The organism is Nocardiopsis sp. ATB16-24 (genome assembly GCF_030271535.1).
Taxonomy (GTDB): Bacteria; Actinomycetota; Actinomycetes; order Streptosporangiales; family Streptosporangiaceae; genus Nocardiopsis.
In genome coordinates, this window is the sequence record NZ_JASCXJ010000012.1 from 77,773 (window position 1) to 101,470 (window position 23,698).

Sequence of the window (23,698 nt, forward strand, 5' to 3'; positions counted from 1 at the left end):
TCGACACGGGACCGCGGAGGGGGCCACGCCCGTTCCGCCTCCGGACGCGAGGGCGGGTACCGCTCTCGTGGGTGCGGGAGGCTCCCGCCCGGTCGGGGTCATACCCACCCCCGTGCCTCCGATAACGGCGTCGCACCTCGGCGAGCCGTCAGGCCAGCCGTCCCTTCGCCGCCCGGTGTTGGGCCAGCAGTGTGTCCACGACCAGGTCGGAGGGCCACAGGGGCGCGGTGGTCGCGGTGACGTCCAACTCGCGCAACAGGGCGGAGTCGAGGCCGTCGACCAGTCGCCACGTGGCCACGACGACCTTGTCGTGGCCGTGGCGGCGCAGTCTGTCGACGGCGTCGGACACCGACGGCGCCCAGGTCCGTAGGTAACCGACCTGTACCGGGGAGTCGATGCGGCGGCTGAGCATGCGCGCCACGTCCATGACGACCTGGCGTTCCTCGATGCCGGTGGTGCCGTCTGCGGCCAGGACCACGCCGTCGGAGGGCTTCCACCCCTCGTCGGCGAGCCGTCCGGCGAGGTCGGCGACGATGGAGGGGACCGCACCGAGGGGCGCGGTGTGGCAGGAGTTCTCCATCCGCCCCAGGCCGATCCGGGAGAGAAGGCGGGCGCTGGCCACGTCACCGCCGGCCACGAAGGCGGGAACGACCACCTTGGGCCCCCGGACGGAGCGGATGACCGCGGTGACGTCCTCCGGGGTGCCGAAGGCCGGGGCCACGGGCGCCTCTCCCCTGCCGGCGACGGCCTCCGCCAGGCCGCGCAGCGCCTCTCTCCGTTGGGTGTCACGCGAGTCGTCGGCTACGAGGACCATCGTGGGGACCATGCAGGGCTCCTTCGTGCATCGCTTGGGAGAATCCGTCGGACATGAGCGGATTTACTCCGGGGGGTTTCTGTCATGTCACATGGAGGAAAACCGCGAACAATGGCTGTGGTGGTTATCGCCGCCGGAACCACCGGTGAACCATAACAATCTCCAAAAACCTCCGGAGTGTCCACTTCACCGAAGAGTGGCGTGCACCTCACCGCCCATGACGGAGAGGAAATCCACCGCGAGGAAGAGCGGGAAGGCGCCCCTTGAACTGCCGAAATAACACAAAACCACCTAGCACGACATGACGGACATCACACCTCGATTCCCCCGCGAACAAGTCGCCCATTTCCACCGTGACTTCTCTAGAGAAATCACCGACGAAATCCTTCCCATGCATTTGCCCGGTGCGGATGCACGTGCGCCGATACCTCGACCGGACTTTCGGTGAGCGAGGAAAACGACGAAAACGGGTTCGCGGGGGGCCGGCGCGGACGCCGGACGGGTGACATGTCATATCCGCACCCCTCCTGTCAAGGGTGCGTACTCCCCCACGGCCCCGTGACCACGCACCACCCGGCAGGGGGAGGCAGGATGCGAGTCGGGCGCGACCGCTTGCCACGGCCGCCCGGTCCGCCCACACTTGGTAGCGATGGAACGGATCTTCGCAGGCCGGACACCGCGGGATCGTTCCAGGCGCCGCATCGAATCGTTCAGACTGGAGTGAGCATGGCCGTCCACCCTCGGGTGCAGACGCTGGCCCAGACCTTCCTCGCACACGCCGACCACGGGGCCCCCGGCCTGGTCGAGGGCCTCTATCTGACCGGTTCCGTCGCCCTCGGCGACTTCCGTCCCCACGCCAGCGACGTCGACTTCGTCATCGTCACCGGCCACAGGCCCGGACCTCGCGAACTCGACCTGCTGCGCGACGCCCACGCGCGCACCCGTGCCGACGTCCCCCGCCCCCAGTTCAACGGCATCCACGTCACCTGGGAGGACCTCGTCGACGACCCCGCGGCCTGCGGCCCGGTCGCCTCCGTCACCGGTGGCCGCTTTCGTCACCGCGCCGGCGCGGACGTCAATCCCGTCACCTGGCACATCCTGGCCGAACACGGCGTCACCGTCCGCGGCCCGCACCCGGTCGAACTCGACGTGTGGGACGAGCCCGAGAGTCTGCGCACCTGGTCCCTCGGCTCCCTGGACGAGCATTGGCGGCGCTGGCGGGAGAAGGCCGGACGGCTGGTCACCCCACGCGGCCTGGCCGTCCTGGGCTCGCTCGCGCCCTCGTGGAGCGTGCTGAGCGTCAGCCGCCTGCACTTCACCCTCAAGACCGGTGAGATCACCTCCAAGTCCGGTGCGGGCGCCTATGCCCTGCACGCCTTCCCGGAGCGCTGGCAGCGCATCGTCAACGAGTGCCTACGGGTGCGTCGCAGCGCCGACTCCCCCTCCCTGTACGAGAGCGCCCTGGCGCGAAGACGGGCCGCCCTGGACTACATCGAGATGGTGCTGGACGACGCCCTGCGTCCGGGCCTGGCCGTCTGAGGAGCCTCCCCCGGCCCTGGACTCGCGTACGCCCCACCGCGTTCTCCCCTTAATCTGGGATTCATGACCATGCGCCCCATCGTCCGCTTCGGCGACCCCGTCCTCACCACACCGACCACCCCCGTGACCAGGTTCGACCAGCACACCGAGGCGCTGGTGCGGGACCTGTTGGAGACGGTCGACTCCCCCGGGCGGGCGGGCCTGGCCGCCACCCAGATCGGGGTGGGCCTGCGCGTGTTCAGCTACAACGTCGAGGGACGCATCGGCTACGTCATCAACCCGGAGATCGCGGAGCTGTCCGAGGAACTCCAGGAGGGTGAGGAGGGTTGCCTGTCGGTGCCGGGACTGTGGTACCCCACCACGCGTGCCGAGCGCGCCGTGGTGACCGGCGTCGACCTGCGCAACGAGCCGGTCACCCTGGAGGGGACCGGGTTGATGGCCCGCTGCCTCCAACACGAGACCGACCACCTGGACGGCATCCTCTACCTGGAACGTCTGGATCCCCGGATCCGCAAACAGGCCCGGCGCGACGTTCGCCGTTCCGACTGGTTCATGCTCGACGGTCGGCCCGAGAAGACCATCGCCGGTCTTCCCAGCGCCTTCGGGGGGACGGGCTGAGGGACTCCGTCGACCGGCCTCACGCCGCCGATCCTCGCCCCACCGGTCGGATCGGGTTCCTCTTCCGGGTATCTTCGGACACATCCCCGCGCACTCCCCCAACTCACATGAGTCAACGCACTAGGCATATAACGCCAAGATCTCGTATGGTCTGCTGAGCACCCCCTCCGCCACGGCACTCCCCGCCGCACGCCGTCGGTCGACAGGATGCGCTCAGACCATCCCCGGAGAAGAGACATGACACCCACTCCTCCCTCCTTTCCGCGCGGCAGGCGTGCCGCCCTCTCCCTGACGGCCTTGGCCGCGGCGATCCTGGTCGCCCTTCCGGGCACCGCTCAGGCGGAACCGGACGACGACGAGGTGGACATCGACGAACTCACCCGGCGGGCCGAAGAGCTGGAGGAGACCTACGACGGTGAACTGCTCCAGTTCACCGAGATCAAGCAACGCGTGGAGAAGGCCGAGGAGGACCTGGAGGAGATCGAGGAGCGGCTGGAGTCCTCCCGGGTCGGGGTTTCCACCATCGCCTCCACCCAGTACAAGAGCGGCGGTGCCTTCGACCCCGCCTTCGAGGTGATCTTCTCCAGCGACCCGGAGGAGATGTTCGCCGACGCGGCGACCCTCGCCTACCTCGGGGAGAGCCAGGCCGAACAGATCGCCGAACTCATCGCCACACGTGACGAGGCCGCGGAGGTCGCGGAGGAACTCCAGAGCGAGAAGGACGAGGCCGCGGAGCTCATCGAGGAGTTGGAGGCCGAGCGCGAGAACGTCGCGGAGCGCATCAAGGAGTACGAGGAACAGCAGGTCCCCGATCCTCCGGAGACGCCCGGCAACGGCACCATCCCCGAGAGCGCGAAGGGCTGGGGCTGGAGCGGGGCCACCCCTCGTATGGCCGCCATCCGTGACGAGATCGTCATGCGGTTCGGTGCCCCCTATCCGGTGGGCTGCCTGCGCAGCAGCGCGGACGACCACGGCACGGGGCAGGCCTGCGACTTCATGATGAGCGCCAACGGCGCCCTGCCCTCAGCCGAGAACAAGGCCCTCGGCATGCAGATCTCCCAGTACGCGATCGACAACGCCGACCGTCTGGGTGTCAAGTACATCATCTGGGAGCAGCAGATCTGGCACTCCGCCAACCGCCAGTGGAAGTGGATGGAGGACCGCGGCAGCTACACCCAGAACCACTACGACCACGTACACATCTCGTCGTACTGACGACCGGGTGCGACCGCGGAGGCCCGCCCGGCCGGGGCGGCCGTTCCGTGGCCCCCACCGTCGGCGGAGTCCGTACACGCTCAAGCGCGGGGAGCTCTCCTGTCCAGGGCGAGCGGTAGGACGGCCAGCAGTGCGACGGTCATGACCGCGAAGGCGGGGCCGTAGCCGAGCAGCTGGATCACCAGGCCCAGGCCCATCGCGCCGGCGCCCGCGCCCGCGTCGTAGCCGATGTTCCACACCGCGCCGGCTCTGCCGTAACCGGCCGGACCGGCGCGGTTGAGCATGAGGGTGACGGTCTCGTTCTGCACCGCGCCGAAGCCGAGACCGAGCATGGCCGAGCCGAGGAGGACCGGGACCGCCGTCGCCGGCCCCGGACCGTTCTCGACCGACCACAGGCCGGCGGTGACCAGGGCCATGCCGAGGACGGCGCAGAGCATGCCGGGCAGCAGCAAGAGTGTGCGTCGGTAGCGGTCGTGCAGCATTCCGGCGCTCCAGCGGCCCACCACGACCGCCATCGCGTAGGCGGCCAGGGCTCCGCCCACCAGCCACGCCGCCTGTTCCAGGGGAATGGCCAGGAAGGTGATGATCGCGCCGGCGGAGGACGCGGTCAGCAGCATGAGCACCAACGGTGCCAGCAGGGCCCGCATCAGCGGAGCGCCCTGGGACTCCTCGGGGACGTTCCGCTTCGACCGGTCGTCGCTGCGCAGCGCCGGACGGTTGCGCCCTCCGTCGGCGAACCAGATCCCCCCCGCCAGGGCCGCGCCCACCAGTGAGCACAGTCCGATGATCCAGAACGCGGTGGTGAAGCCGATGTTGAGGGCCAGCCCCACCCCGCCGGGCAGGATGAGGACCTGGGGCAGGCCGACGGCCAATCCGTAGTAACCCGTGGCCCGGCCGACCTGGCGCTGGGGCACCAGACGGGCGGCCAGGACGGTGCCCGCGACGCTGACCATGCCGAAGCCGATCCCGCGCACCGCGGAGATGGCCACCAGCGGCCCCAGGTCGGTGGTCAGGGCGAACAGTGGTGTGGGCAGGCCCAGGATCAGCGATCCCACCGGGAACGCCCACCTGTATCCGCCCCTCTCCAGCAGCCAGGGCATGGCGATCTGGGTGAGCACGGTGGTGAGCATGAAGGCGGCCGTGGTGCTTCCCGCGCCGAACTCGCCCGCGCCGCCGCGGGAGGCCCACAGCGGGACGAGGGGAAGGACGGCGGCGAAACCGCACAGACTGATCGCCGTGGCCGCGATCAACAGGGCGAAGCCCTTACCGCGCAGACCCGGCAGAGTGTCCGCGGTGTCCTCGTCGGACGGTGTTCCGTTCCCGGATGAGGAAGAACGAGATCGGACCATTCGTCCTTTGTAGCCCACATGAGCACACCTGTCGACAAAGTGCCCCTCGGGCGCGTTCACACCCTTTGCCAGGTCGGATGGCGTGCCCGCACGGACGGGTGGGAGCCGCGATACCACCCCACCCACCGGTGTGCTCCGGGATCAGTCGCCGGAGGCGGCGGTCTTCTCGACGATCCAGTCCCCGATGCGTGCCGCCAGCTCGGGGCCGACGGCGCGCTCGGCGTGGCCCATCCCCGGAACGATCCACAGATCGCGGGGCTCACGGGCGGCGTCGTATATCTCCGTGGCGTGGGAGACGGGGAAGTAGGTGTCGGCGTCCCCGTGCACGACCAACAGCGGCACCGGGGAGATCTCCCCGGCCACCTCACGGGGCTCGGCCGGTCTCGGATCCCACTGACGGTCGATGACCCGGACCTTGCGGAAGTTGCGCAGGAAGAAGCGGCCCGCGCTCGCCTCGATCCCGAGGTGGAGCAGCCGCATGCGACGCGTGCCCCTGTAGTACCAGCGGCTGGGGCCGCTCACGGAGACCACCGCGTCGACACCGCCGTAGATGGCGGCGTGTCGGATCGCGACCGCCGCGCCCATGGAGAAGCCGACCACGGAGACGGAGTCGTAATCGAGTTCCCTCAGATGCGAGACGACCGCTTCGACGTCGTGGATCTCCGCGTTCCCGACGGTGCTGAGACCTCCCGAACCGTGGTGCCCCCGGAAGTCGAAGGTCATCACGTCGCCGACCGGTAGCAACGCCTCGGCGACGGCGCGGGAACCGGGGTTGCGGTAGCTGCCGGTGAATCCGTTGGCGAGGACCACCGCGGTGGCACGGGGCCGGGAGCCGCTCAGAAGCAGGGCGTCGATCCCGACCCCGTCGGAGGTGGTCAGCCGGTAACGGTTCTCCCGAGGCCGGGAGAGCGGGTGATCAATGGCGTCGGACACCCCACCATCGTGCCCGATCATCTCCAGGAGTCAGAGCCCGACCCCGACGTGTGATCTCCCTCACCGTACCTGCGATCGATCCACTCGTCGGGGTAGAGGCCCCTTTCCTCCGGGCGAGGTCTCTCCCCGGCGCCTCCCAGGACGTCGCCCGGACCGTCGAGGACGTCACCGGAGGAAGGGCCGTGAGACGACGCTCCGCCCTGTGTCGGGTCGCCGGAAGGTCCGTACTCGGGGCCGGGGACGGCCGCCCGGGCGGGCCGGTCCGAGGGCGGGACCCCCCAGGAGGGGGCGTCGTGGGACGACCGGGGGCCGAGGTCGTCGCCGGACGACAGGGGGCGGTCGTGGACGTGGGACCGCTCCGAAGGACCGTCATGGCCCATGGCGCCGTAGGACGCTCCCGCCGGCCCCGCCTGTGCGGAGGCGTCGTGGGACGGCTCGTGGCCGAAGACCCCGTGACCCGGGGAAGGGGTGGGGGGCGGGTTCCAGGCGTCCTCGCGACCGGACACGCCGCCACGGGGCCCGTGGGGCACCGGAGGGCTTCCCTCCACCGGCGCGGGTCCCCGGGTCCACCCGTGTCCTGGTTCCACGTTCCGGTCCGGGTGCCCGCCCAAGACCGGGGCACGGGTGTCGGTGGGCGGACCCACCGCGTCGCCGTAGTCCGGAGCACCACGTGAGGGGGTTCCGTACGGCGGGGTCGCTCCGAGCGCCCCGTCCCCCGGCGCACCGCCTCGGGACGCGGGGGCGTCCCGGTGGAAGGCCGTGGTGACCGGCGGATGCACGAAGGTCGTGTCCCCGCCTTCACCGCCCTCTCCGGGCGGTGGCCCGGTCACGGGCCCGCTTCCGTGACCGCCATGGGCGTCCTCGTACCGGTGGGACCGCCCGTGGCCGAGGTCCTCGTACTCGTCGTCGTACACCGCGTCGTCGTACTCGTCGTACTCGTCGCCGTACTCCTCCTCGTAGCCGTCCTCACCTCGTCGTGCGGCCTCGCGGACCTCCGCGGGCGGAAACGCCAAGGAGCGCAGGTTGAGCGCCACGTGCACGAGGATCGGCACCCAGATGCTTCCGGTGCCCAGGTAGAGCACGGTGAACAGGGTGCCCGACGCGCCGGCGCTGACCAGCCCCCACCACCCCTGGTAGAGGTGGGCGACGGAGAAGAGCGCGACCGACAACACCGCGGCGATCCACAGCGGGACGCCCATGCCGGCGACCAGGACGATGAACAGTCCTCGGTAGAGCAGCTCTCCGAACACGCCCCCCGTGACGGCCGCCCCCGCCGCCAGGGCGCGTTCGGTGGTGGTGCGCGGTGCGAGCAGTCCGCGCTCGCGCTCGGGCTCGGGCAGGGTGAGCGGTGCGGGAGCGGCACGCCGTCCGCGGCGGCCGGGGGCGCGGGCGTCGTCGGCGCCGTCCTCCGGTGAAGCCTCCCGCACCTCCTCTCCGGAGGACCCGGGAAGCTCGTCACGGCCCCGGGATCCGGCCGAGCGCCTTCCCCTGCCGCCTCGCCCGGCTCCGCCCACGGGCAGAGGCAGGTTCTTCGGAAGTCCGTTGACCAACACCCACAGCACCGCCAGCGCCATCACTCCGCCGACGGCACCTCCCACCACCGGGCCCCAGGCATGGGGGGAGCGCAGCCCGAGGTCCGCGGCGTCGAGATTCGGCGACAGCGACAGCACCCCCACCACCGCGAGTCCCCACAGCACGTGGACTCCCACGGTGGCGGCGTACACGCGTGTGAGGGCCCGCCCGTCGCTGTCGCGTCTGCGGGACAGCCAGCGAAAGGCCCTCCTACCGAGGAAGGGCTCACCGACGGCCGCGAAGAGAAGGAGCAGGACCGTCAGAACGGTTCCGGCGAGACTGAACTGAGGAAGGGAATCCGACCATGGCACGGGGCAATAGTAGAGGGCCGAAAAGAGTCATAGTGCACTTGCCGGATATCAACCCTCGACGACCTCTTGCCGTGCAGGCCACAAAGGGCGACCGTAGAAGTGTCACAGGTCACACCCACGGCGGTGGCGTCCGGACCGGCGGGCCCACCGCCCGTCTCCCGAAGGGTCGGGTGGTAGGGATGGTCAACCGAGCCGTAGAGGTACCGAGGGCCGACAGGCCCCAGAACATCCGCAACATCGCGCTGGTCGGGCCGTCCGGCGCGGGCAAGACGAGTCTGGTGGAGGCCTTGCTCCTGGCCGCCGGAGAGATCGGTCGCCTCGGCAGCGTGGAGGAGGGCACCACCGTCAGCGACCACGACGAGGTGGAGATCCGTCAGAAACGCTCGGTCCACCTCACCGTCAGTCCGCTCATGGTCGGTGACGTGAAGGTCAACCTGATCGACACCCCGGGCTACGCGGACTTCATCGGAGCGATGCGTGCCGGCCTGCGCGGCGCCGACGCCGCCCTGTTCGTCGTCTCCGCCCTGGACGGCGTGGACGGGCGCACACGGGTGTTGTGGGAGGAGTGCGCCGCCGTGGGCATGCCCCGCGCGGTGGCGATCACCAAGATCGACCATCCCCGCGCGGACTACGACGAGATGGTCGCCCGGTGCAGGGAGGCCTTCGGCCCCGGGGTCCACCCCGCCTACGTCCCCGCCGTGGAGGGCACCGGGGACGACCGCCACGTGGTCGGCGTGTGGGGTCTGGTCTCCGAGCGCTACTACGACTACTCAGGGGAGGACGCCAGCGGGTCCCCTCCCTCCCCGCGCCCCGTGCCCGCGTGGCTGCGCGAGACCGTCGGCCCGCTCAGAGAGACCCTCGTCGAGGAGATCATCACCGAGAGCGAGGACGAGGATCTCATGGAGCGCTACATGGAGGGGGGCGAACTCGATCCGGATCTGCTCGTCGCCGACCTGAAGAGCGCGGTCGCCGCAGGTGGATTCCACCCGGTCCTGGCCATCGACTCCACCCGTGGCGTGGGTGTGCGCGAACTGTTGCGCGAACTGCCGCTGTCGTGTCCCGACCCCACCCGGCGACCGTTCCCGTCGGTGGAGTCGTTCGGGGGGAGGACGCCGGGGGAGATGTCGTGCGACCCGGACGGCCCCCTCGTCGCGGAGGTGCTGAGCACCACCACCGACCCCTACGTGGGTCGCGTGAGTCTGGTACGCGTCTTCTCCGGGACCCTGTACCCCGACGCCCAGGTCCACCTGCACGGACATGGGGTGCCCTGCGGACTGAGGGGCGCCGAGGACCTGGACCGCACCGGCAACGACGAGCGCCTGGGCGCCCTGTCCGTCCCGTTGGGTCGCGAGGGCCGTCCGGTGGGCCGGGTGATCGCCGGTGACATGTGCACGGTGGCGAAGCTGCCCGACGCCCGTACCGGGGACACCCTCTCCGATCCGGACCGCCCGCTGCGGGTGAGGCCGTGGCGCTTCCCCCAACCGCTCCTACCGGTCTCGCTGACCGCGGCTTCCTCCGGTGACGAGGACCGGCTGTCACAGGCGGTGTCCCGGCTGGTGGCGGAGGACCCGTCGTTGCGGGTGGAGGTGAACGCCGAGACCCGCCAGATGGTGTTGTGGAGTCTGGGCGAGGCCCACCTGGACGCCGCTCTGGACCGCCTGGAGCACCGCCACGGAGTACGGGTGAGGACCGGCGAGATGCGCGTACCGCTGCGGGAGACCTTCGCGGTGCCGGCGCAGGGCATGGGGCGCAACGTCAAACAGAGCGGCGGCCACGGCGAGTTCGGGGTCTGCCGGATCCGCGTGGAACCGTTGGAGTCGGGCTCGGGTCTGGAGTTCGTCAACGAGATCGTGGGCGGGGTCGTGCCCCGCCAGTTCGTCCCTTCGGTGGAGAAGGGTGTACGGGCCCAGATGGCGGACGGCGTGGACTCGGGGTACCCGCTCGTGGACATCCGGGTGACGCTCTACGACGGCAAGGCGCACTCGGTGGACTCCTCGGACATGGCCTTCCAGAAGGCCGGACGTCTGGCCCTGAGGGACGCGGCGGCCACGGGGAGGCTGTCGATGCTGGAACCGGTGGACGAGGTGTCCGTCGAGGTGGACGAGGCCTACCTCGGCGCGGTGATGAACGACCTGTCGGCACGGCGTGGACGGGTGGTGGGGACCGAGACCGCGGACGGGGGGCGTGTGGTGGTGCGTGCGGAGGTGCCCCAGATGGAGATCATCCGGTACGCGGTGCAGTTGCGGTCGGTCTCGCACGGCACCGGTGTCTTCACCCGCGCCTACCTGCGCCACGAACCGCTGCCGCCACAGGTCGCCGCCAGGCTGCCCGCCCCCACGCGGGGCGAGTGAGTCCGTCCGACACCGAAGGCCCCCGCGTCCACGGGGGCGGACACGAGAGGAACGACACCGCCCTCACAGGACGCGGCCGGGTCTGTCGCGGTCGGCGAGGGCGGCGAACCGGAACGTGTTCACCGGGTGGCTGGACAGGAGGTTGACCAGCAGGACGAAGAAGCCGGTGTCGGTACGGGCGCGCGCGGCGATGTCGTCGAAGTCCACGGACTTGTACAGGTACTTGCCCGCCGCGAGCACCCGCAGCCCCTGGACGCCCTCGGGACAGAACGCGTGGGCGTGGTTGTCCGCCGTGTACTCCTGTGCGCGTCCCAGCGTGGCGCCCACCCCCGGGATCACGTTGGCCACCGAGACACCGAACTGCCGCCAGAAGGAGGTGTGACCGGCGGCGATGTGCCCGACCTCGTGACCGATGACGAACCGCAGCGCGTCGGGGTCGGCCAGGCGCCCTCCCACCTCGAACAGGTCGCTGTTGACGGCCACGTAGCGGCGGAACCCGTGCCCGGAGGCGAAGGCGTTGATCACACCGTTGCCCAGTACGACGTAGGCCTCGGGAACGCGACGCATGTGGAACGCGGTCGCGGCCTCCACCACCATCCGGTGGACCTCGGGGAACTGTTCCTCCGTGATGCGCACGCCGTTGACGCGTTGACGCGCGTACAGCTGCCCGCGGACGAAGTACACGAGCGCGGGGATGCTGAGCAGCAACAGCGGCTCGTTGGGGTCACCGGAGTAGGCTCGACTGAACGCGCCCACCACGGTGAACAGGGTGACCCCCACGCACATGACGAGCAGGGGGATCTCCCGGGGATGACGCAGGGACCTGCGCAGACGACGGTCACCCCACCGCCAGGGGAGGAGAACCCCCATCCGTGGTCAGAGGCGGTGGTCGGGGTCGGACCGGTCGTCGTCGGGGTCCGAGCCGGGCGATCCGTCGTGCGCGCCGTCCTGCGGCGGCGGTCCCCCGTAGGCGGGGCCCGCCGGCGGGCCCTGGGGCGGGGGCGTGCCCTGCGGAAGGTCGTCGTCCTCCAACAGGGCGGCCATGTCCGCGGACATCGTCGACTCCTCGGCCCTCTCGCCACGCCACTCGTCGCGCGACTCCCGGTCCTGGGCGCCCATCACCGAGTCCATGTCGGTGTCATGGGTCCTTGTGGAGTGGTCCTCCTCCGGACCGGCCCAGGAGGAGGCGAGGTAGGCGCTGTCGTAGGCGTCGTTGGAGCCGAAGGGGGAACCGGACGGAGGCGGCCCCAAAGGAGCGGACCGCGGGTCCGGCGCGGGTGGGTCCACCGGCGGTTCGAAGGAGCCCCCGGTGGTCGCGTACGGATCGGCGGGGGCCTCGGGGGCCGGGCCGGGGAAGGCCGTTCCCGCCGGGGCGGCGGAGGCACGACCCTTGTTGGTGTCACTGCCCAGATAGGTGAGGGCTGCGACGGTGATCGCCGCGAGCCCCGCACGCAGGGTGGGTTCGCGGGCGGGCGCGAAGAACGGCGAGTGATTGCTGGGGACGTTGCCCATCTTCTCGTACGGGGTGGCCCCGGGGGCGGCCTCCCACACGTCGTGCGGGGTGGCGCCGACGAACCAGAACACGTACGGGATCGGCTGCGAGTCCCCGGGCAGGCCGAAGTAACCGAAGTCCTCGGTCGCCGGCGAAGGGTCGGGAAGGTGGATGACGTAGTCGTCACCGAAGTAGGCGTGGTGCGCGGCGGCGACGGCGGCGGTGCTCTGGGCATCGTTGAAGGTGACGCCGGCACTCTGGAAACACTCGATCTCCGGCTCGCGGGGGGCGCCGGAGGCGGCCGCCTCCGCGCGTACGATCCGTTCGATGGCCGTCTCCAACAACATGGCGACGTTGTCGTTCAGGGCCCTGGTGTTGATCTCCAGGTAGGCCTCGTCGGGGATGATGTTGGCCTTCGTCCCGGCCTGGATCCTGCCGACGGTGAGCACCGCCATCTCACTGGGGCTGATCTCGCGCGAGACCACTCCCTGGAGACGGGTGACGATGTTCGCGGCGATGACCACCGGGTCCACGGTCGTGTTCGGCAGAGAGGCGTGGCCTCCCTCCCCGTACACCCGCACCCGGTAGGAGTGAGAGGCGCCCAGGATGATACCGGCGCGATGGGAGATCAGCCCGGCGGGCTGGGGACCCAGGTGCTGGCCCAGGACGACGTCGGGGCGGCCGAACCGGTCGAAGAGCCCGTCCTCCAGCATGGCCTGCGCGCCGTCGAGGGTCTCCTCCCCCGGTTGGGCCACGATCATCACCGTCCCGGCCCACTCGTCACGGGTCTCCGCGAGGAGGTCGGCCGCGCCCACGAGGCAGGCGGTGTGGGCGTCGTGCCCGCACGCGTGCATGACGGGGACCTCGACACCGTCGGCGTCGGTGGTGCGGCTGGTGCTGGCGTAGGGCAGTCCGGTCCTCTCCTCCATGGGAAGTGCGTCCATGTCGGCGCGCAGCATCACCGTGGGGCCGGGGCCGTTGCGCAGGATGCCCACGACGCCGGTTCCGCCCACTCCCTTGTGCACTTCGTAACCGCTTCGCACGAGCCACTCGGCCACCGCGCTGGCGGTGCGGTGCTCGGCGTGGGAGAGCTCGGGGTTCTTGTGCAGATCGACGTAGAACCCCTCCACGAGCGGGAAGAGCTCGTCGAGGAGTCGCATGACCGCGTTCCCGTGCTGGGCGGCACGGTCGGGGTCCACCGCGTGCGGCACGGCTTCCACCGCCTTCTTCCGTATCTCGACTGGGTCGGAACTGCCCAGCGGGCATCTGACCGCACAGCCTATCGGCGCACCCGATCACCGGCACACACTGGCGCGTTCACCCACGGTGTGCCTCGGCGTGTCGTATGAGTTAGGGTCTGCATGCGGAAAGCCATCCCCCGCCGCGCCGCCCTCGTACACCGGTCCCACAGGTTCCGTGTGGGGAGGGTTTCGGTGACTTTCCTCAATCAAGGGGAGAACTGCTGGCATCCCTTGCTACATCACAGTAAGGTAACGCAGCACATGTTCCTCCGCCCGAAACCACGGTGCCCCCTCGCCCGCCATGCGACACCGATCCCTGCCGCGTACCGGCCCGTCCCGTCGGCCCCGGTCACGAACACGCGACCGGGGACAACACGCACATGTCCCAGAAACAGAGTGATCTCGGAGTCCACTCGTGGCCTCATCCGCAATCAGTCCGGCGTCCCAGAGTCCGGAACCGGGGCAAGGCGCGACCACCCTGGCCAAGGACACGACATCCGCTGAGTCGGCACCCTCACCGAACCGTGACGCACGTCTGGACAACGCCAAGTTCATCCTGATCGCACTGGTCGTCGTCGGCCACGCGATCGAGCCACTACGCGACTACGGGCCCACCAGTGCCCTGTACTACTGGATCTACTTCTTCCACATGCCCGCGTTCATCCTGATCAGCGGCTACCTGTCCCGGTCCTTCGACGCCTCGTCGAACCGGGTGGAGAAACTGGTCCTGTCCCTCGCGGTGCCCTATCTCCTCTTCTGGACGGTCCACCAGAGCATCTACTTCGTCGAGCGCGGCGGCATGCCCGACTCCCTGTCGGTGCTCAAGCCCACCTGGACCCTGTGGTTCCTGGTCGCCCTCTTCCTCTGGCGCCTGAGCGTACCGGTCTGGAAGCGGCTGCGCTGGCCGGTGCTCATCGCGGTGGCCGTCTCGATGTTCGCCGCCACCGCCGACCTGGGAGGGACGCTGTCGTTGGGCCGCGTCCTGAGTTTCCTGCCGTTCTTCGTCCTGGGGCTGAGCCTGCGCCGCGAGCACTTCGCCCACCTGGACAGGCTGTGGGTCCGGATCGCGTCCGTGCTGGTCCTGGGCGCGACGGCGGTCCTGGCCGTGCCGATCTCCGACCACCTGAGTCGGGACTGGCTCTTTTGGAGGGACAGCCTCACCGACCGGGACATCGATCCGCTGCTGCCCAGCTTCGGCCTCCGGCTGGCCTTCATGGGCCTGGCTCTGGCGATGACCATCGCCATGCTCGCGTTGACGCCGAGACGACGCACGTGGTTCACGGCCTTGGGCGCCTACACCCTCTACGTGTACCTGGGGCACTCGGTGGCGCTGCTCCTGCTCAAGGCCTCGCCCTGGTACGACCTCATGTCCGGGGCGATGGGGCTCCTCACCACGATCGCGCTGGCCCTGGTGCTGACCCTCGTCCTGTGCGCCCCTTGGGTACGCCGCGGCATGCGGTGGGCCGTGGAGCCCCAGTTGACATGGTTCCTGCGCAAGGACTCCCCTCTTCGCCCCGAGAACCGGAGCCCGACCTCCGGGGCGAAGGACGACACCTCCAGGGCGAAGGAGGAGGACCGGGACGAGGCGAAGACCTGACCCTCTTCGCAGGGCATCACCGGGTGACCGAGGAGGACGGGCGGGGCGGTGCGCCGTGGCGCACCGCCCCGCCCGTCCTCCCGCCACCGCGTGGCGGTCGGACTCAGCTTCCGCCGCCGGACGCCGAGACGCCGGCCTGGTCGGCGCCCACGGCCCGGGAGGCGAGCAGCGTGCGACGACGCGCCTCGAACCTGCGCGTGTCCTTCCACAGCCGCAGCACCAGGACCAGCTCGAAGAAGGCCAGGGCCACGACGGAGAACACCGCGACCGGGATGATCAGACTGTTCAACGGGGTGAAGAAGGCCACCAGCACGGTCACCGGGGCCACCACGCACAGGAACATCTCGAACTCGATGCCGCTGAACAGGTGCGGGCGCACCCGGTGCCGCAACAGCGCATCGCGCACACGCGGGTAGAAGCCGGTGGAGGCGGCCCCCTCCTGACGTTCGGGGACGTCGGCCATCTCGTCGTCCTCGGGATCGGCCTCGCTCCGCCCCACGGCCTGCAACTGGTCGGTGTCACCGGTCAGCTCGGCGATCTTCTGCTTCATGGACCTGCGGGTCTTGGCGACCTGCGTACCGTTGAGGTAGCGCAGCAGGTCGAAGAAGACCACCACGGGAGCCACGATCAGGTAGGCGACCTCGCCCGTGACGGCCCACTGGCCGAGCAGGAGGGCCATCACACAGCCGAAGAACCGGATGCGGTCGAAGACGAAGTCGACCCAGCTCCCGAAGACCGAACCCGTACCCTTCAGCCGGGCGATCTTGCCGTCCATGCAGTCCAGCACGAAGCTGAGGTGGAACAGCAGGGCCCCCAGCAGCAACCAGGGCCGACCGTTGCCGTCGACGAAGGCCGGTGCGGCGAAGCACAGCGCGGAGAACAGTCCGAGCACCCCGGCTCCCAGCGTCAACTGGTTGGGGGTGATGCTCGTGCGGTTCGCGGTCCAAACGACCAGGCGTCCGGCCAGTGGGTCCACAAGGAAGACCGTCCACCAGGCGTCCTTGGCCTTGTAGGTCTCTTCCTTGACTTGCGCGAACGTGAAACGCGGCATGCGGGTTCTCCAGGAAGGCCCTCCCCCCACCAGGGTCCCGGCGCTCGACGACACGCTGACGAGGACGGGGAGGAGGGCGATGTCGGCGAAGATCCGAGTCATCATGCCAGACCGGAGGGCCTTCGACCTAATCCATCGCGTCATACTTGTCTGGTAAGAGGGGGATCAACAGGCGGTCGCCCGCGTGAGCGGCGAATGGTCCACCCCCTTTCGGTCTCGACCAGGGTGTGAGGCATTGCGTTTTCTGAACGACCGGGTTCCCCCACAGGATCTGACCTACAGCGACGTCTTCATGGTCCCCAACCGCAGCGCGGTGGGCTCGCGGCTGAGCGTGGACCTGTCCTCGCCGGACGGAACCGGCACCACCATCCCCTTGGTGGTGTCGAACATGACCGCCGTCGCCGGGCGAAGAATGGCCGAGACCGTCGCCAGACGCGGCGGGATCACGGTCATCCCCCAGGACATCCCCATCGATGTGGTCTCCGACGTCATCGCCTGGACCAAGCGGAGGCACCTGGTCCACGACACCGCCATCACGCTCAACCCCAACAGCACGGTCGGGGAGGCCCTCAACCTGCTGCCCAAGCGCGCGCACAACGCCGTGATCGTGGTCGACGACTCCCGCCGTCCCCTCGGTGTGGTCACCGAGGCCGACTGCTCCGGTATCGACCGCTTCACGCAACTGCGGGAGGTGATGTCCACCGAACTGCTGACCATCCCGGCCGGCACCGAGCCGCGTGAGGCCTTCGGGATCCTGCACGACTTCCGACACCGACTCGCACCCGTGGTGAACGGTGACGGCGCCCTGGTGGGCGTGCTCACCCGCACGGGCGCCCTGCGCTCCACCTTGTACACCCCCGCGGTGGACGCCGAGGGACGCCTGCGCGTGGCCGCCGCCGTGGGCATCAACGGAGACGTGGCGGGCCGGGCCGCCGACCTGCTGGCCGCGGGCGTGGACACGCTGGTGATCGACACCGCGCACGGTCACCAGGAGAAGATGGCCACCGCTTTGGCCAAGGTCCGCTCGCTGTCGCCCGAGGTGCCGCTCGTGGCGGGCAACGTCGTCACGGCGCAGGGCACCCGCGACCTGATCGAGGCGGGCGCGGACATCGTCAAGGTCGGTGTGGGCCCGGGGGCGATGTGCACGACCCGCATGATGACCGCCGTGGGCCGTCCCCAGTTCTCCGCGGTGCTGGAGTGCGCGGAGGCGGCGCGCGAGCTGGGTCGGCACGTGTGGGCGGACGGCGGTGTGCGACACCCCCGTGACGTCGCCCTCGCCTTGGCCGCGGGCGCTTCGAACGTGATGGTGGGCTCGTGGTTCGCGGGCACCTACGAGTCGCCGGGCGACGTGATGCGCGACGCCGAGGGCCGGCAGTACAAGGAGAGCTTCGGCATGGCGTCGGCCCGTGCGGTCCGCCTGCGCACCTCCGACGACTCCCCCTTCGAGCGTGCCCGCAAGGCCCTGTTCGAGGAGGGCATCTCCACCGGCCGGATGTACCTGGACCCGGAGCGGCCGGGGGTGGAGGACCTCATCGACCAGATCATCGCCGGGGTGCGCAGCTCGATGACCTACGCCGGCGCCACCACCCTGGCGGAGTTCCACGAGCGTGCCGTGGTCGGTGTGCAGTCCGCGGCCGGCTACAACGAGGGGCGCCCGGTCCACACCAGCTGGTAGGCCACCGGCCCGGTGGGGAGGGTCGGCCGCCCGGTCCGCCAGAGCGGCCGGCCCGAGGGAACACGCTATCGGGCCGCGTCCCCTCCCTCCTCCTTCTCGGCGAGTACCGCCTTGCGGTACTCGCCGCAGAGTTTGTCGGCGTACCTGACCGGCTCGGGCACCCGGTACCGGGGGGCCAACCGCAGCACGAGCTCGGCCACGCCCTCCAGGTCCACCCGGTGTCCGACGGACACGTAGACGGGTTTGACGCCCACACGTGTACGCAACACGCGCCCGATGACCTCGCGGCCCTGTTCGGCCAGCGCGAAGGAGTCGGGGACCACCTCCGAGCGTCCGGCGACCATGGGGGTCCAGTCCCCCCGTTCGTTCCCTGGCACGCTGTGTCTGCCGTAGAGCACCGACTTGGCCGAACCCGCCACCGGAAGGTCCAGCAGCACCCCCAGATGACAGGCGACCCCGAACCGACGGGGATGCGCCAGGCCGAAGCCGTCGCACAGGTAGACGTCGGGGGTCACCCGCAGTCTGCCCAGCGCCTCCAGGACCGGCGGTGCCTCGCGGAACCCGAAGAGTCCCGAGATGTAGGGGAAGGAGGGTTCGGAGGAGATGGTGACGGACTCGACCACCTCCAGGGTCCGGACGTCCATGACCACGGCCGCGGCGGCGAGGGCCGTGTTGTCCTTGGCGTAACTGACGTCCAGGCCCGCCACCAGCCGCACCGCGTCCACGTCCAGCGGCTCCACGCGCACCCGGTCGGCCAGGCGCCGTTGGAGCGCGACGGCCTCCTTGGGGTCGTCGGGCCAGTTCTCGGGGTCGTCCAGGACACGCGCGACCCGTTCGGCGATCTCCGACACCCTGGTTCCTCCTGTTCCCTCGATGATCCGCGGTCCCCATCCAATCCCAACCTCGGGATCGCTTCCCGCCCACGCCTCACGTGACCGCGCGGGTCCCGAACGTGTACGACCCTTCGAGCAGTACCGTCGCCATGTCAGCCTGTCCCCTGGAAACTTTGGGAGGACGCCCGCGATGGTCCACCTCTACCCCCTGCTCCCCCTTCTCTCGGGTGTGGTCATCCTCTGGGTGGTGGCGCGCGACACCCGTGTCGAACTCCGCCTGGTCCGTCACGGGATGCGGGCCAAGGCGCGGGTGATCGGCTACCACGAGACCTCCACGGCCTCGCGCATGATCGTGCAGTTCCGCACCGAGGACGGCCAGGAGGTGCACGCCGAACACGAGAACACCGGATGGACCGCCTCCCGCTCCGGGGAGATCGTGACCGTCGCCTACGACCCCGACCGGCCCGACCTGGCCCGGATCGTGGCCGCGCCGTGGCTGTCGCACTGGGTCCGGGGCATGTTCGCGGCCCTGGGAGTGGTCCTGATGTCCACGGGACTGCTGTTGGGCTATCTGGAGTGGCGTTAGTCGTGTGCGGAACGTGGACGCGTCACCCGAGATCGGAGACGAAGCGACGAACGGGTCGGAGCGCAGGTTGCGCACACCTCCCGCGTATGTGACCTTTGTCCTATTGTCACATCCTTAACAGGAGAGAACACTCCTAACAGGCATCTGGGAAGTGGACACCCCTCTTTCCGAGTGGACATCCTCGCTCTTCGTGGCAGACTGCCCCCGTCCCGGATATTTCAGCGTTTCATCGGCGAGATACGATCCCCACGCCGAAATCCCGCGTTCGTGGTCGCCCTGCGATGGTCCCGGGCCGAAGCCCCCAGAGGGCGCCGCACGCGGGCGGAGGGCCACGCACAGGCGGGCCGTGAGGTACCGGACCCCAGGTACCCGGTGACGAAGGCCCACCCCCGAAGGACCCCGGACGCGGATCGACAGGAGAACCGTGCAGGCAGTACCCAGAAGAAGCGGCCGGAGCATCACCGCCCGTATCCGCGCGATGGTCATGATCCCCGTCACCGCCCTGGTGGTGCTCTGGTTGATCCTCACCCTCGTCCTCACCGGGGACGCGGTCATCCAGCTCCTCCGCTCCAAGGCCACCGACGAAATGGTCATCCCCGCCGCGATCGGCCTCGTGGACATCATGCAGGAGCGTTCACAGACGATCGCCTACCTCGAACACCCCGAGGACCCCGATCTGGAGAGCCGGTTGGAACAGGCCCGGGAGCGCACCGACGACTCCATGGGCGTGGTCGTCGAGGAGCTGATCGACTTCGCCGACCTGGCCGCCGGTGACAGCGGTCTCCACATCGAACTGCTGCACGAGCGGTACCAGGACATCGGCGCGATGCGTGAGTCGGTGGACTCGGGAGAGGCCTCCCGGAGCGACGTCCTCGACTACTACAACCAACTGGTCCTGCACGGAGCGGACAGCTTCGACAGCCAGGGCCGCTACGGCACCTCCGGGGATGCGGTCAGCCCCGGTTTCACCGCGGTCTACGTCTTTCGCGCGGTGGACCTGTTCTCCCAGACCGACACACAGATCACGCGCGCCTTCGCCAACGACGAGCTCACGCTGGAGGACCAGCGCAAGTTCACCGAGCTGGTCGGGGCCTACGAGAGCTTCCTCTCCGCCAACGGCCACTACCTGGAGGGCGACGGCCAGCAGGAGCGGTTGACCGCGGTGCTGGAGAGCGAGGAGTACGCCGCCCTCACCCGCATGCAGGACGCCATCATCGACCGTCAGGTCACCACCGAGACGGTCACCGACCCGATCACCCTCATGCCCGACGAGGTCGAGGACCTGTCCATGCCGGTGGACCAGGCCGAGTGGTCCGAGGCCTACGATCACGTGCTCGCCGAGTTCACCGAGATCGGCGCCGACGAGGCCGTGTACTCCACCGCGCTCCTTCGCGCGAGCGCCAACCGCGCCGTGCTCGTGGCCCTGGGGGGCAGCCTGGGCGTCGCCGCCGTCATCGTGGTCGCCTTCCTGCTCGCCCGCCGCTCCTCCCAGACGCTCACCGAGCGCCTGCTGCGTCTGCGCGACGACTCCAACGACCTGGCCGACAACCGTCTTCCCGAGCTCATGCGGCGTCTGCACGCCGGTGATCGGGTGGACACCGAGGCCACCATGTCCACGTTGACCGTGGAGGACGACGAGATCGGTGAGGTCGCCAAGGCGTTCAACACCGCCCAGCGCGCCGCGATCGACGAGGCGGTGCAGCAGGCCGAACTGCGCCAGGGCGTCAATCGCGTGTTCCTCAACATCGCGCACCGCAGCCAGACTCTGGTCCACCGTCAGCTCCGCCTGTTGGACGCGATGGAGCGCGAGCAGGAGGACCCCGAGCAGCTGGCCCAGCTGTTCAAGCTCGACCACCTGGCCACCCGTTCGCGCCGCAACGCCGAGAACCTGCTCATCCTGGGCGGTGAGGCGCCGGGACGCACCTGGCACCGTCCGATGCCGCTGATCGACGTGTTGCGCGGCGCCATCTCCGAGTCCGGTGACTACACCCGTGTCAAACGCGAGCGCATGGCCCGTGTGCACCTCAACGGTCCGGCCGTGGCCGACGTCATCCACCTGGTCGCCGAGCTGGTGGACAACGCCGCGATGTTCTCCCCGCCGCACACCCATGTGCGCCTGAGCAGCGAGGAGGTGCCCAACGGTGTGACGATCGAGATCGAGGACCGCGGCCTGGGCATGACCGAGAGCGAGTTCGAGGCCGCGAACGAGCTTTTGGGCAGTCCTCCCGAGTTCGACGTCATGCGCCTGAACGAGAAGATGCGCCTCGGCCTGTTCGTGGTCTCACGTCTGGCACACCGTCATGGCATCCGCGTGCACCTGCGCCCGTCCCCCTACGGGGGCGTACAGGCGATCGTCCTGCTGCCGCACGAGCTCATCTCCGGGGAACGCACCGCCCTCCCCGAGGGCGACACCGCCGAGAACACGTGGGACGTGCGCGAGATCCTCGAGCGGAGCTCCGGCACGCCGGAGCCCGGCAACGGCGCCAAGCCCGTGTTGTCCCCGGTCTCCACTCCGGACAAGGAGGGCGCGGGCAAGGCCACGTCCCCCTCCGAGGGACCCCGGGCCGGAAGAGACGAAGACCTCCTGGGCGACGCTCCCATCGAATCCGAGGCCACGGGCCGCCCTGCCCTGCCCACACGGAAGCCGACGATCAGCACGGTTCCCACCCCCCCGGACTCCGGGGCCGCGTCACCGAGCATGGTCCAAGCCCGAGGCGGTAGGCCGCCGCTGCCCAAGCGGCGCCCCCAGGAGAACCTGGCACCGCAGCTGGCGAACAGCCTGGAGACCGACTCGGGGAACGGCCCCGCGGAGGGCGGCACGTCCGCCCCGAGCACACCCCAGGAGAACACGGAGCGGCTGGCTCGCCTACGCCGGAACATGTCCGCGTTCCAGCAGGGGACCGACCGCGGACGGCGCGAAGGCAAGCAGCAGACCAACGAGACCGACAAGGACACGTAACCGTGACGAGTACTCCCGAAAGCGCCCAGCGTGACAACGGAAGCGGTGCGGGCAAGGACATCAACTGGCTGTTGGACGAGCTGCTCGACCGCGCGGTGGGCTCTCGACACGCCATCGTGCTGTCAGCGGACGGGTTGCTGATCGGACGCTCCCGCGACCTGGTCAAGGAGGACGCCGAGCACCTGTCCGCGGTGGCGTCCGCCTTCCAGAGCCTGGCACGGGGCACCGGACGCCACTTCGGCGGCGGCCAGGTCCTCCAGACCGTGGTGGAGATGGAGAACGCCTACCTGTTCGTCACCGGGGCCGGACGTGGCGCGTGCCTGGCCGTGCTGGCCGAGGAGAGTGCCGATGTCGGCCTCATCGCCTACGAGATGAACGTGCTGGTCGAGCAGGTGGGCCGCTACATGGACGCCGCGCCCAGGCATGAGGGCGCTTCCGGAGAAGCCTCACGTTAGGGGACGGCATGCAAGCGCACAACGGATCTTCACCGGAGGAGAGGCCGCACGACCTGCCACAACGCGATGTGGTCGGCGGATACGACGAGGAGTCCGTGGACGACGCGGGACCGCTCGTTCGGCCCTACGTGATCGCGCAGGGCCGCGACCACGCGGACACCGTCCAGCTGGACATGATCAGCGTGGTGATCGCGGCGAAGCGGGCCGAGGTCGACGAGATGGCGCTGGAGCCGGAGCAGCTCCGCATCCTGGAGCTGTGCCGTCGCCCCCAGTCGGTGGCCGAGGTGTCCGCGCACCTGGACATCCCGGTGGCCGTCGTCAAGGTCCTGCTGAGCGACCTCCTCAACCGCGGCCTCGCGTTGGCCCGTGCTCCCTACACAGCGAAGAGCCCGGTAAGCCGGGACGTACTCCAGGCGGTTCTTGATGGCATCCAAAGACTCTGACGACGCACAGGCGCCTGTTCCGGCGGCTCTGAAGATCCTCGTGGCGGGGGGTTTCGGGGCCGGTAAGACCACGATGGTCGCGTCGGTCAGTGAGATCGCACCGTTGAGCACCGAGGAGGTGATGACCGAGGCCAGCTACGGCATCGACGACCTGTCCGGGGTGGAGTCCAAGACGACCACCACCGTGGCACTGGACTTCGGTCGCATCACCATCAACGAGCAACTGGTGCTGTACCTGTTCGGCACGCCCGGGCAGGAACGGTTCTGGTTCATGTGGGAGGAGCTCTCCGAGGGCGCGCTGGGGGCGGTGGTCATCGCCGACACGCGCCGCCTGGAGACCTGCTTCGCCTCGGTGGACTTCTTCGAACGGCGGGGCGTGCCGTTCGTGGTGGCGGTGAACTGCTTCGAGGGCGCCCACACCTACGAGCCCGACGAGGTCCGGGAGGCGCTGAGTCTGAACCCGGCGATCCCGGTGGTGCTGTGCGACGCCCGGGAACGCGAGTCGGCCAAGAACGTACTGTTGACGCTGGTCAACCGCGTGGTCGAACAAATGGCGGCCTGAGAGGCGCGTGATCAGGGCCGGGGGCGTCGCCCCCGGCCCTTTTCTCATCGGCCACCCTCAAAGCAGTCACAAGCGCACATTCAGGACACAATTGATGACTCC

19 protein-coding genes are annotated in these 23,698 nt (G+C 69.6%); 11 read left to right on the top strand and 8 right to left on the bottom strand.

What is annotated here, in order from left to right; translation table 11 throughout:
- Positions 1-148 precede the first annotated feature (148 nt).
- Positions 149-826 carry a sirohydrochlorin chelatase gene (locus PFX91_RS14640; protein ID WP_285732150.1) on the bottom strand — a complete coding sequence of 226 codons (678 nt, stop codon included), beginning with the start codon at positions 824-826 and terminating at the stop codon, positions 149-151.
- Positions 827-1,540: 714 nt separating this feature from the next.
- Between PFX91_RS14640 and PFX91_RS14645 the strand changes: the two genes are divergently transcribed.
- The 3 genes from PFX91_RS14645 (at position 1,541) to PFX91_RS14655 (ending at position 4,186) form a co-directional block, all read left to right on the top strand.
- Positions 1,541-2,353, top strand: coding sequence for a nucleotidyltransferase domain-containing protein (locus tag PFX91_RS14645; RefSeq protein WP_285732153.1), 813 nt, complete (start codon positions 1,541-1,543; stop codon positions 2,351-2,353).
- A 63-nt stretch (positions 2,354-2,416) separates the two neighbouring features.
- Complete coding sequence (gene def / locus PFX91_RS14650) at positions 2,417-2,971, top strand: peptide deformylase (protein ID WP_285732155.1); 555 nt, start codon at positions 2,417-2,419, stop codon at positions 2,969-2,971.
- A gap of 237 nt (positions 2,972-3,208) precedes the next feature.
- Complete coding sequence (locus PFX91_RS14655; protein ID WP_285732157.1) at positions 3,209-4,186, top strand: coiled-coil domain-containing protein; 978 nt, start codon at positions 3,209-3,211, stop codon at positions 4,184-4,186.
- Between the two features lie 80 nt (positions 4,187-4,266).
- Here PFX91_RS14655 and PFX91_RS14660 read toward each other — a convergent pair whose 3' ends face one another.
- From PFX91_RS14660 to PFX91_RS14670, 3 genes are all read right to left on the bottom strand, one after another.
- Positions 4,267-5,535 (bottom strand): MFS transporter, encoded by a 1,269-nt coding sequence (locus PFX91_RS14660; protein ID WP_285732158.1) that lies wholly within the window; start codon positions 5,533-5,535, stop codon positions 4,267-4,269.
- 141 nt (positions 5,536-5,676) lie between these two features.
- Positions 5,677-6,468 (bottom strand): alpha/beta hydrolase, encoded by a 792-nt coding sequence (locus PFX91_RS14665; protein ID WP_285732160.1) that lies wholly within the window; start codon positions 6,466-6,468, stop codon positions 5,677-5,679.
- A gap of 17 nt (positions 6,469-6,485) precedes the next feature.
- Complete coding sequence (locus PFX91_RS14670; RefSeq protein ID WP_285732162.1) at positions 6,486-8,351, bottom strand: CPBP family glutamic-type intramembrane protease; 1,866 nt, start codon at positions 8,349-8,351, stop codon at positions 6,486-6,488.
- Between the two features lie 179 nt (positions 8,352-8,530).
- On the opposite strand from PFX91_RS14670, the gene PFX91_RS14675 reads away from it, so the two are divergent.
- Positions 8,531-10,702, top strand: a complete 2,172-nt coding sequence (locus PFX91_RS14675) for an elongation factor G-like protein EF-G2 (RefSeq protein ID WP_285732163.1) — start codon at positions 8,531-8,533, stop codon at positions 10,700-10,702.
- A gap of 63 nt (positions 10,703-10,765) precedes the next feature.
- Here PFX91_RS14675 and PFX91_RS14680 read toward each other — a convergent pair whose 3' ends face one another.
- Entirely contained in the window at positions 10,766-11,572 is an 807-nt protein-coding gene (locus PFX91_RS14680; protein ID WP_285732165.1) for a M48 family metallopeptidase, read from the bottom strand.
- A 6-nt stretch (positions 11,573-11,578) separates the two neighbouring features.
- Positions 11,579-13,414 carry an amidohydrolase gene (locus PFX91_RS14685; protein WP_285732167.1) on the bottom strand — a complete coding sequence of 612 codons (1,836 nt, stop codon included), beginning with the start codon at positions 13,412-13,414 and terminating at the stop codon, positions 11,579-11,581.
- Positions 13,415-13,850: 436 nt separating this feature from the next.
- Here PFX91_RS14685 and PFX91_RS14690 point away from each other — a divergent pair, with 436 nt between their 5' ends.
- On the top strand, positions 13,851-15,032 hold the full coding sequence (locus PFX91_RS14690; protein WP_285732170.1) for an acyltransferase family protein: 1,182 nt from the start codon (positions 13,851-13,853) through the stop codon (positions 15,030-15,032).
- 103 nt (positions 15,033-15,135) lie between these two features.
- Here PFX91_RS14690 and PFX91_RS14695 read toward each other — a convergent pair whose 3' ends face one another.
- Positions 15,136-16,083 (bottom strand): CDP-alcohol phosphatidyltransferase family protein, encoded by a 948-nt coding sequence (locus PFX91_RS14695; protein WP_285732172.1) that lies wholly within the window; start codon positions 16,081-16,083, stop codon positions 15,136-15,138.
- Between the two features lie 235 nt (positions 16,084-16,318).
- Between PFX91_RS14695 and PFX91_RS14700 the strand changes: the two genes are divergently transcribed.
- Complete coding sequence (locus PFX91_RS14700) at positions 16,319-17,758, top strand: GuaB1 family IMP dehydrogenase-related protein (RefSeq protein ID WP_285732174.1); 1,440 nt, start codon at positions 16,319-16,321, stop codon at positions 17,756-17,758.
- 65 nt (positions 17,759-17,823) lie between these two features.
- Here PFX91_RS14700 and PFX91_RS14705 read toward each other — a convergent pair whose 3' ends face one another.
- The gene (locus tag PFX91_RS14705) at positions 17,824-18,609 is read right to left on the bottom strand and encodes an endonuclease V (protein WP_285732176.1); all 786 of its coding nucleotides are present in this window, start codon (positions 18,607-18,609) and stop codon (positions 17,824-17,826) included.
- A gap of 172 nt (positions 18,610-18,781) precedes the next feature.
- Here PFX91_RS14705 and PFX91_RS14710 point away from each other — a divergent pair, with 172 nt between their 5' ends.
- The 5 genes from PFX91_RS14710 to PFX91_RS14730 all read left to right on the top strand — a co-directional run bounded on the left by PFX91_RS14710 (position 18,782) and on the right by PFX91_RS14730 (position 23,596).
- Positions 18,782-19,177 (top strand): DUF3592 domain-containing protein, encoded by a 396-nt coding sequence (locus PFX91_RS14710; protein WP_285732178.1) that lies wholly within the window; start codon positions 18,782-18,784, stop codon positions 19,175-19,177.
- 424 nt (positions 19,178-19,601) lie between these two features.
- The gene (locus tag PFX91_RS14715; protein WP_285732180.1) at positions 19,602-22,136 is read left to right on the top strand and encodes a sensor histidine kinase; all 2,535 of its coding nucleotides are present in this window, start codon (positions 19,602-19,604) and stop codon (positions 22,134-22,136) included.
- 2 nt (positions 22,137-22,138) lie between these two features.
- Positions 22,139-22,591 carry a roadblock/LC7 domain-containing protein gene (locus PFX91_RS14720; protein WP_285732181.1) on the top strand — a complete coding sequence of 151 codons (453 nt, stop codon included), beginning with the start codon at positions 22,139-22,141 and terminating at the stop codon, positions 22,589-22,591.
- 8 nt (positions 22,592-22,599) lie between these two features.
- Positions 22,600-23,034, top strand: a complete 435-nt coding sequence (locus PFX91_RS14725; RefSeq protein WP_285732183.1) for a DUF742 domain-containing protein — start codon at positions 22,600-22,602, stop codon at positions 23,032-23,034.
- Complete coding sequence (locus PFX91_RS14730; RefSeq protein WP_285732185.1) at positions 23,015-23,596, top strand: GTP-binding protein; 582 nt, start codon at positions 23,015-23,017, stop codon at positions 23,594-23,596. The genes PFX91_RS14725 and PFX91_RS14730 overlap by 20 nt, the downstream gene beginning before the upstream one ends.
- Positions 23,597-23,698 lie beyond the last annotated feature (102 nt).

What these genes read in the sequence shown, in the direction of transcription:
- PFX91_RS14640 (WP_285732150.1), bottom strand. Translation starts at nt 826, where the DNA reads ATGGTCCCCACGATGGTCCTCGTAGCCGACGACTCGCGTGACACCCAA.
- PFX91_RS14645 (WP_285732153.1), top strand. Translation starts at nt 1,541, where the DNA reads ATGGCCGTCCACCCTCGGGTGCAGACGCTGGCCCAGACCTTCCTCGCA.
- def (WP_285732155.1), top strand. Translation starts at nt 2,417, where the DNA reads ATGACCATGCGCCCCATCGTCCGCTTCGGCGACCCCGTCCTCACCACA.
- PFX91_RS14655 (WP_285732157.1), top strand. Translation starts at nt 3,209, where the DNA reads ATGACACCCACTCCTCCCTCCTTTCCGCGCGGCAGGCGTGCCGCCCTC.
- PFX91_RS14660 (WP_285732158.1), bottom strand. Translation starts at nt 5,535, where the DNA reads ATGGTCCGATCTCGTTCTTCCTCATCCGGGAACGGAACACCGTCCGAC.
- PFX91_RS14675 (WP_285732163.1), top strand. Translation starts at nt 8,531, where the DNA reads ATGGTCAACCGAGCCGTAGAGGTACCGAGGGCCGACAGGCCCCAGAAC.
- PFX91_RS14680 (WP_285732165.1), bottom strand. Translation starts at nt 11,572, where the DNA reads ATGGGGGTTCTCCTCCCCTGGCGGTGGGGTGACCGTCGTCTGCGCAGG.
- PFX91_RS14695 (WP_285732172.1), bottom strand. Translation starts at nt 16,083, where the DNA reads ATGCCGCGTTTCACGTTCGCGCAAGTCAAGGAAGAGACCTACAAGGCC.
- PFX91_RS14710 (WP_285732178.1), top strand. Translation starts at nt 18,782, where the DNA reads ATGGTCCACCTCTACCCCCTGCTCCCCCTTCTCTCGGGTGTGGTCATC.
- PFX91_RS14725 (WP_285732183.1), top strand. Translation starts at nt 22,600, where the DNA reads ATGCAAGCGCACAACGGATCTTCACCGGAGGAGAGGCCGCACGACCTG.
- PFX91_RS14730 (WP_285732185.1), top strand. Translation starts at nt 23,015, where the DNA reads ATGGCATCCAAAGACTCTGACGACGCACAGGCGCCTGTTCCGGCGGCT.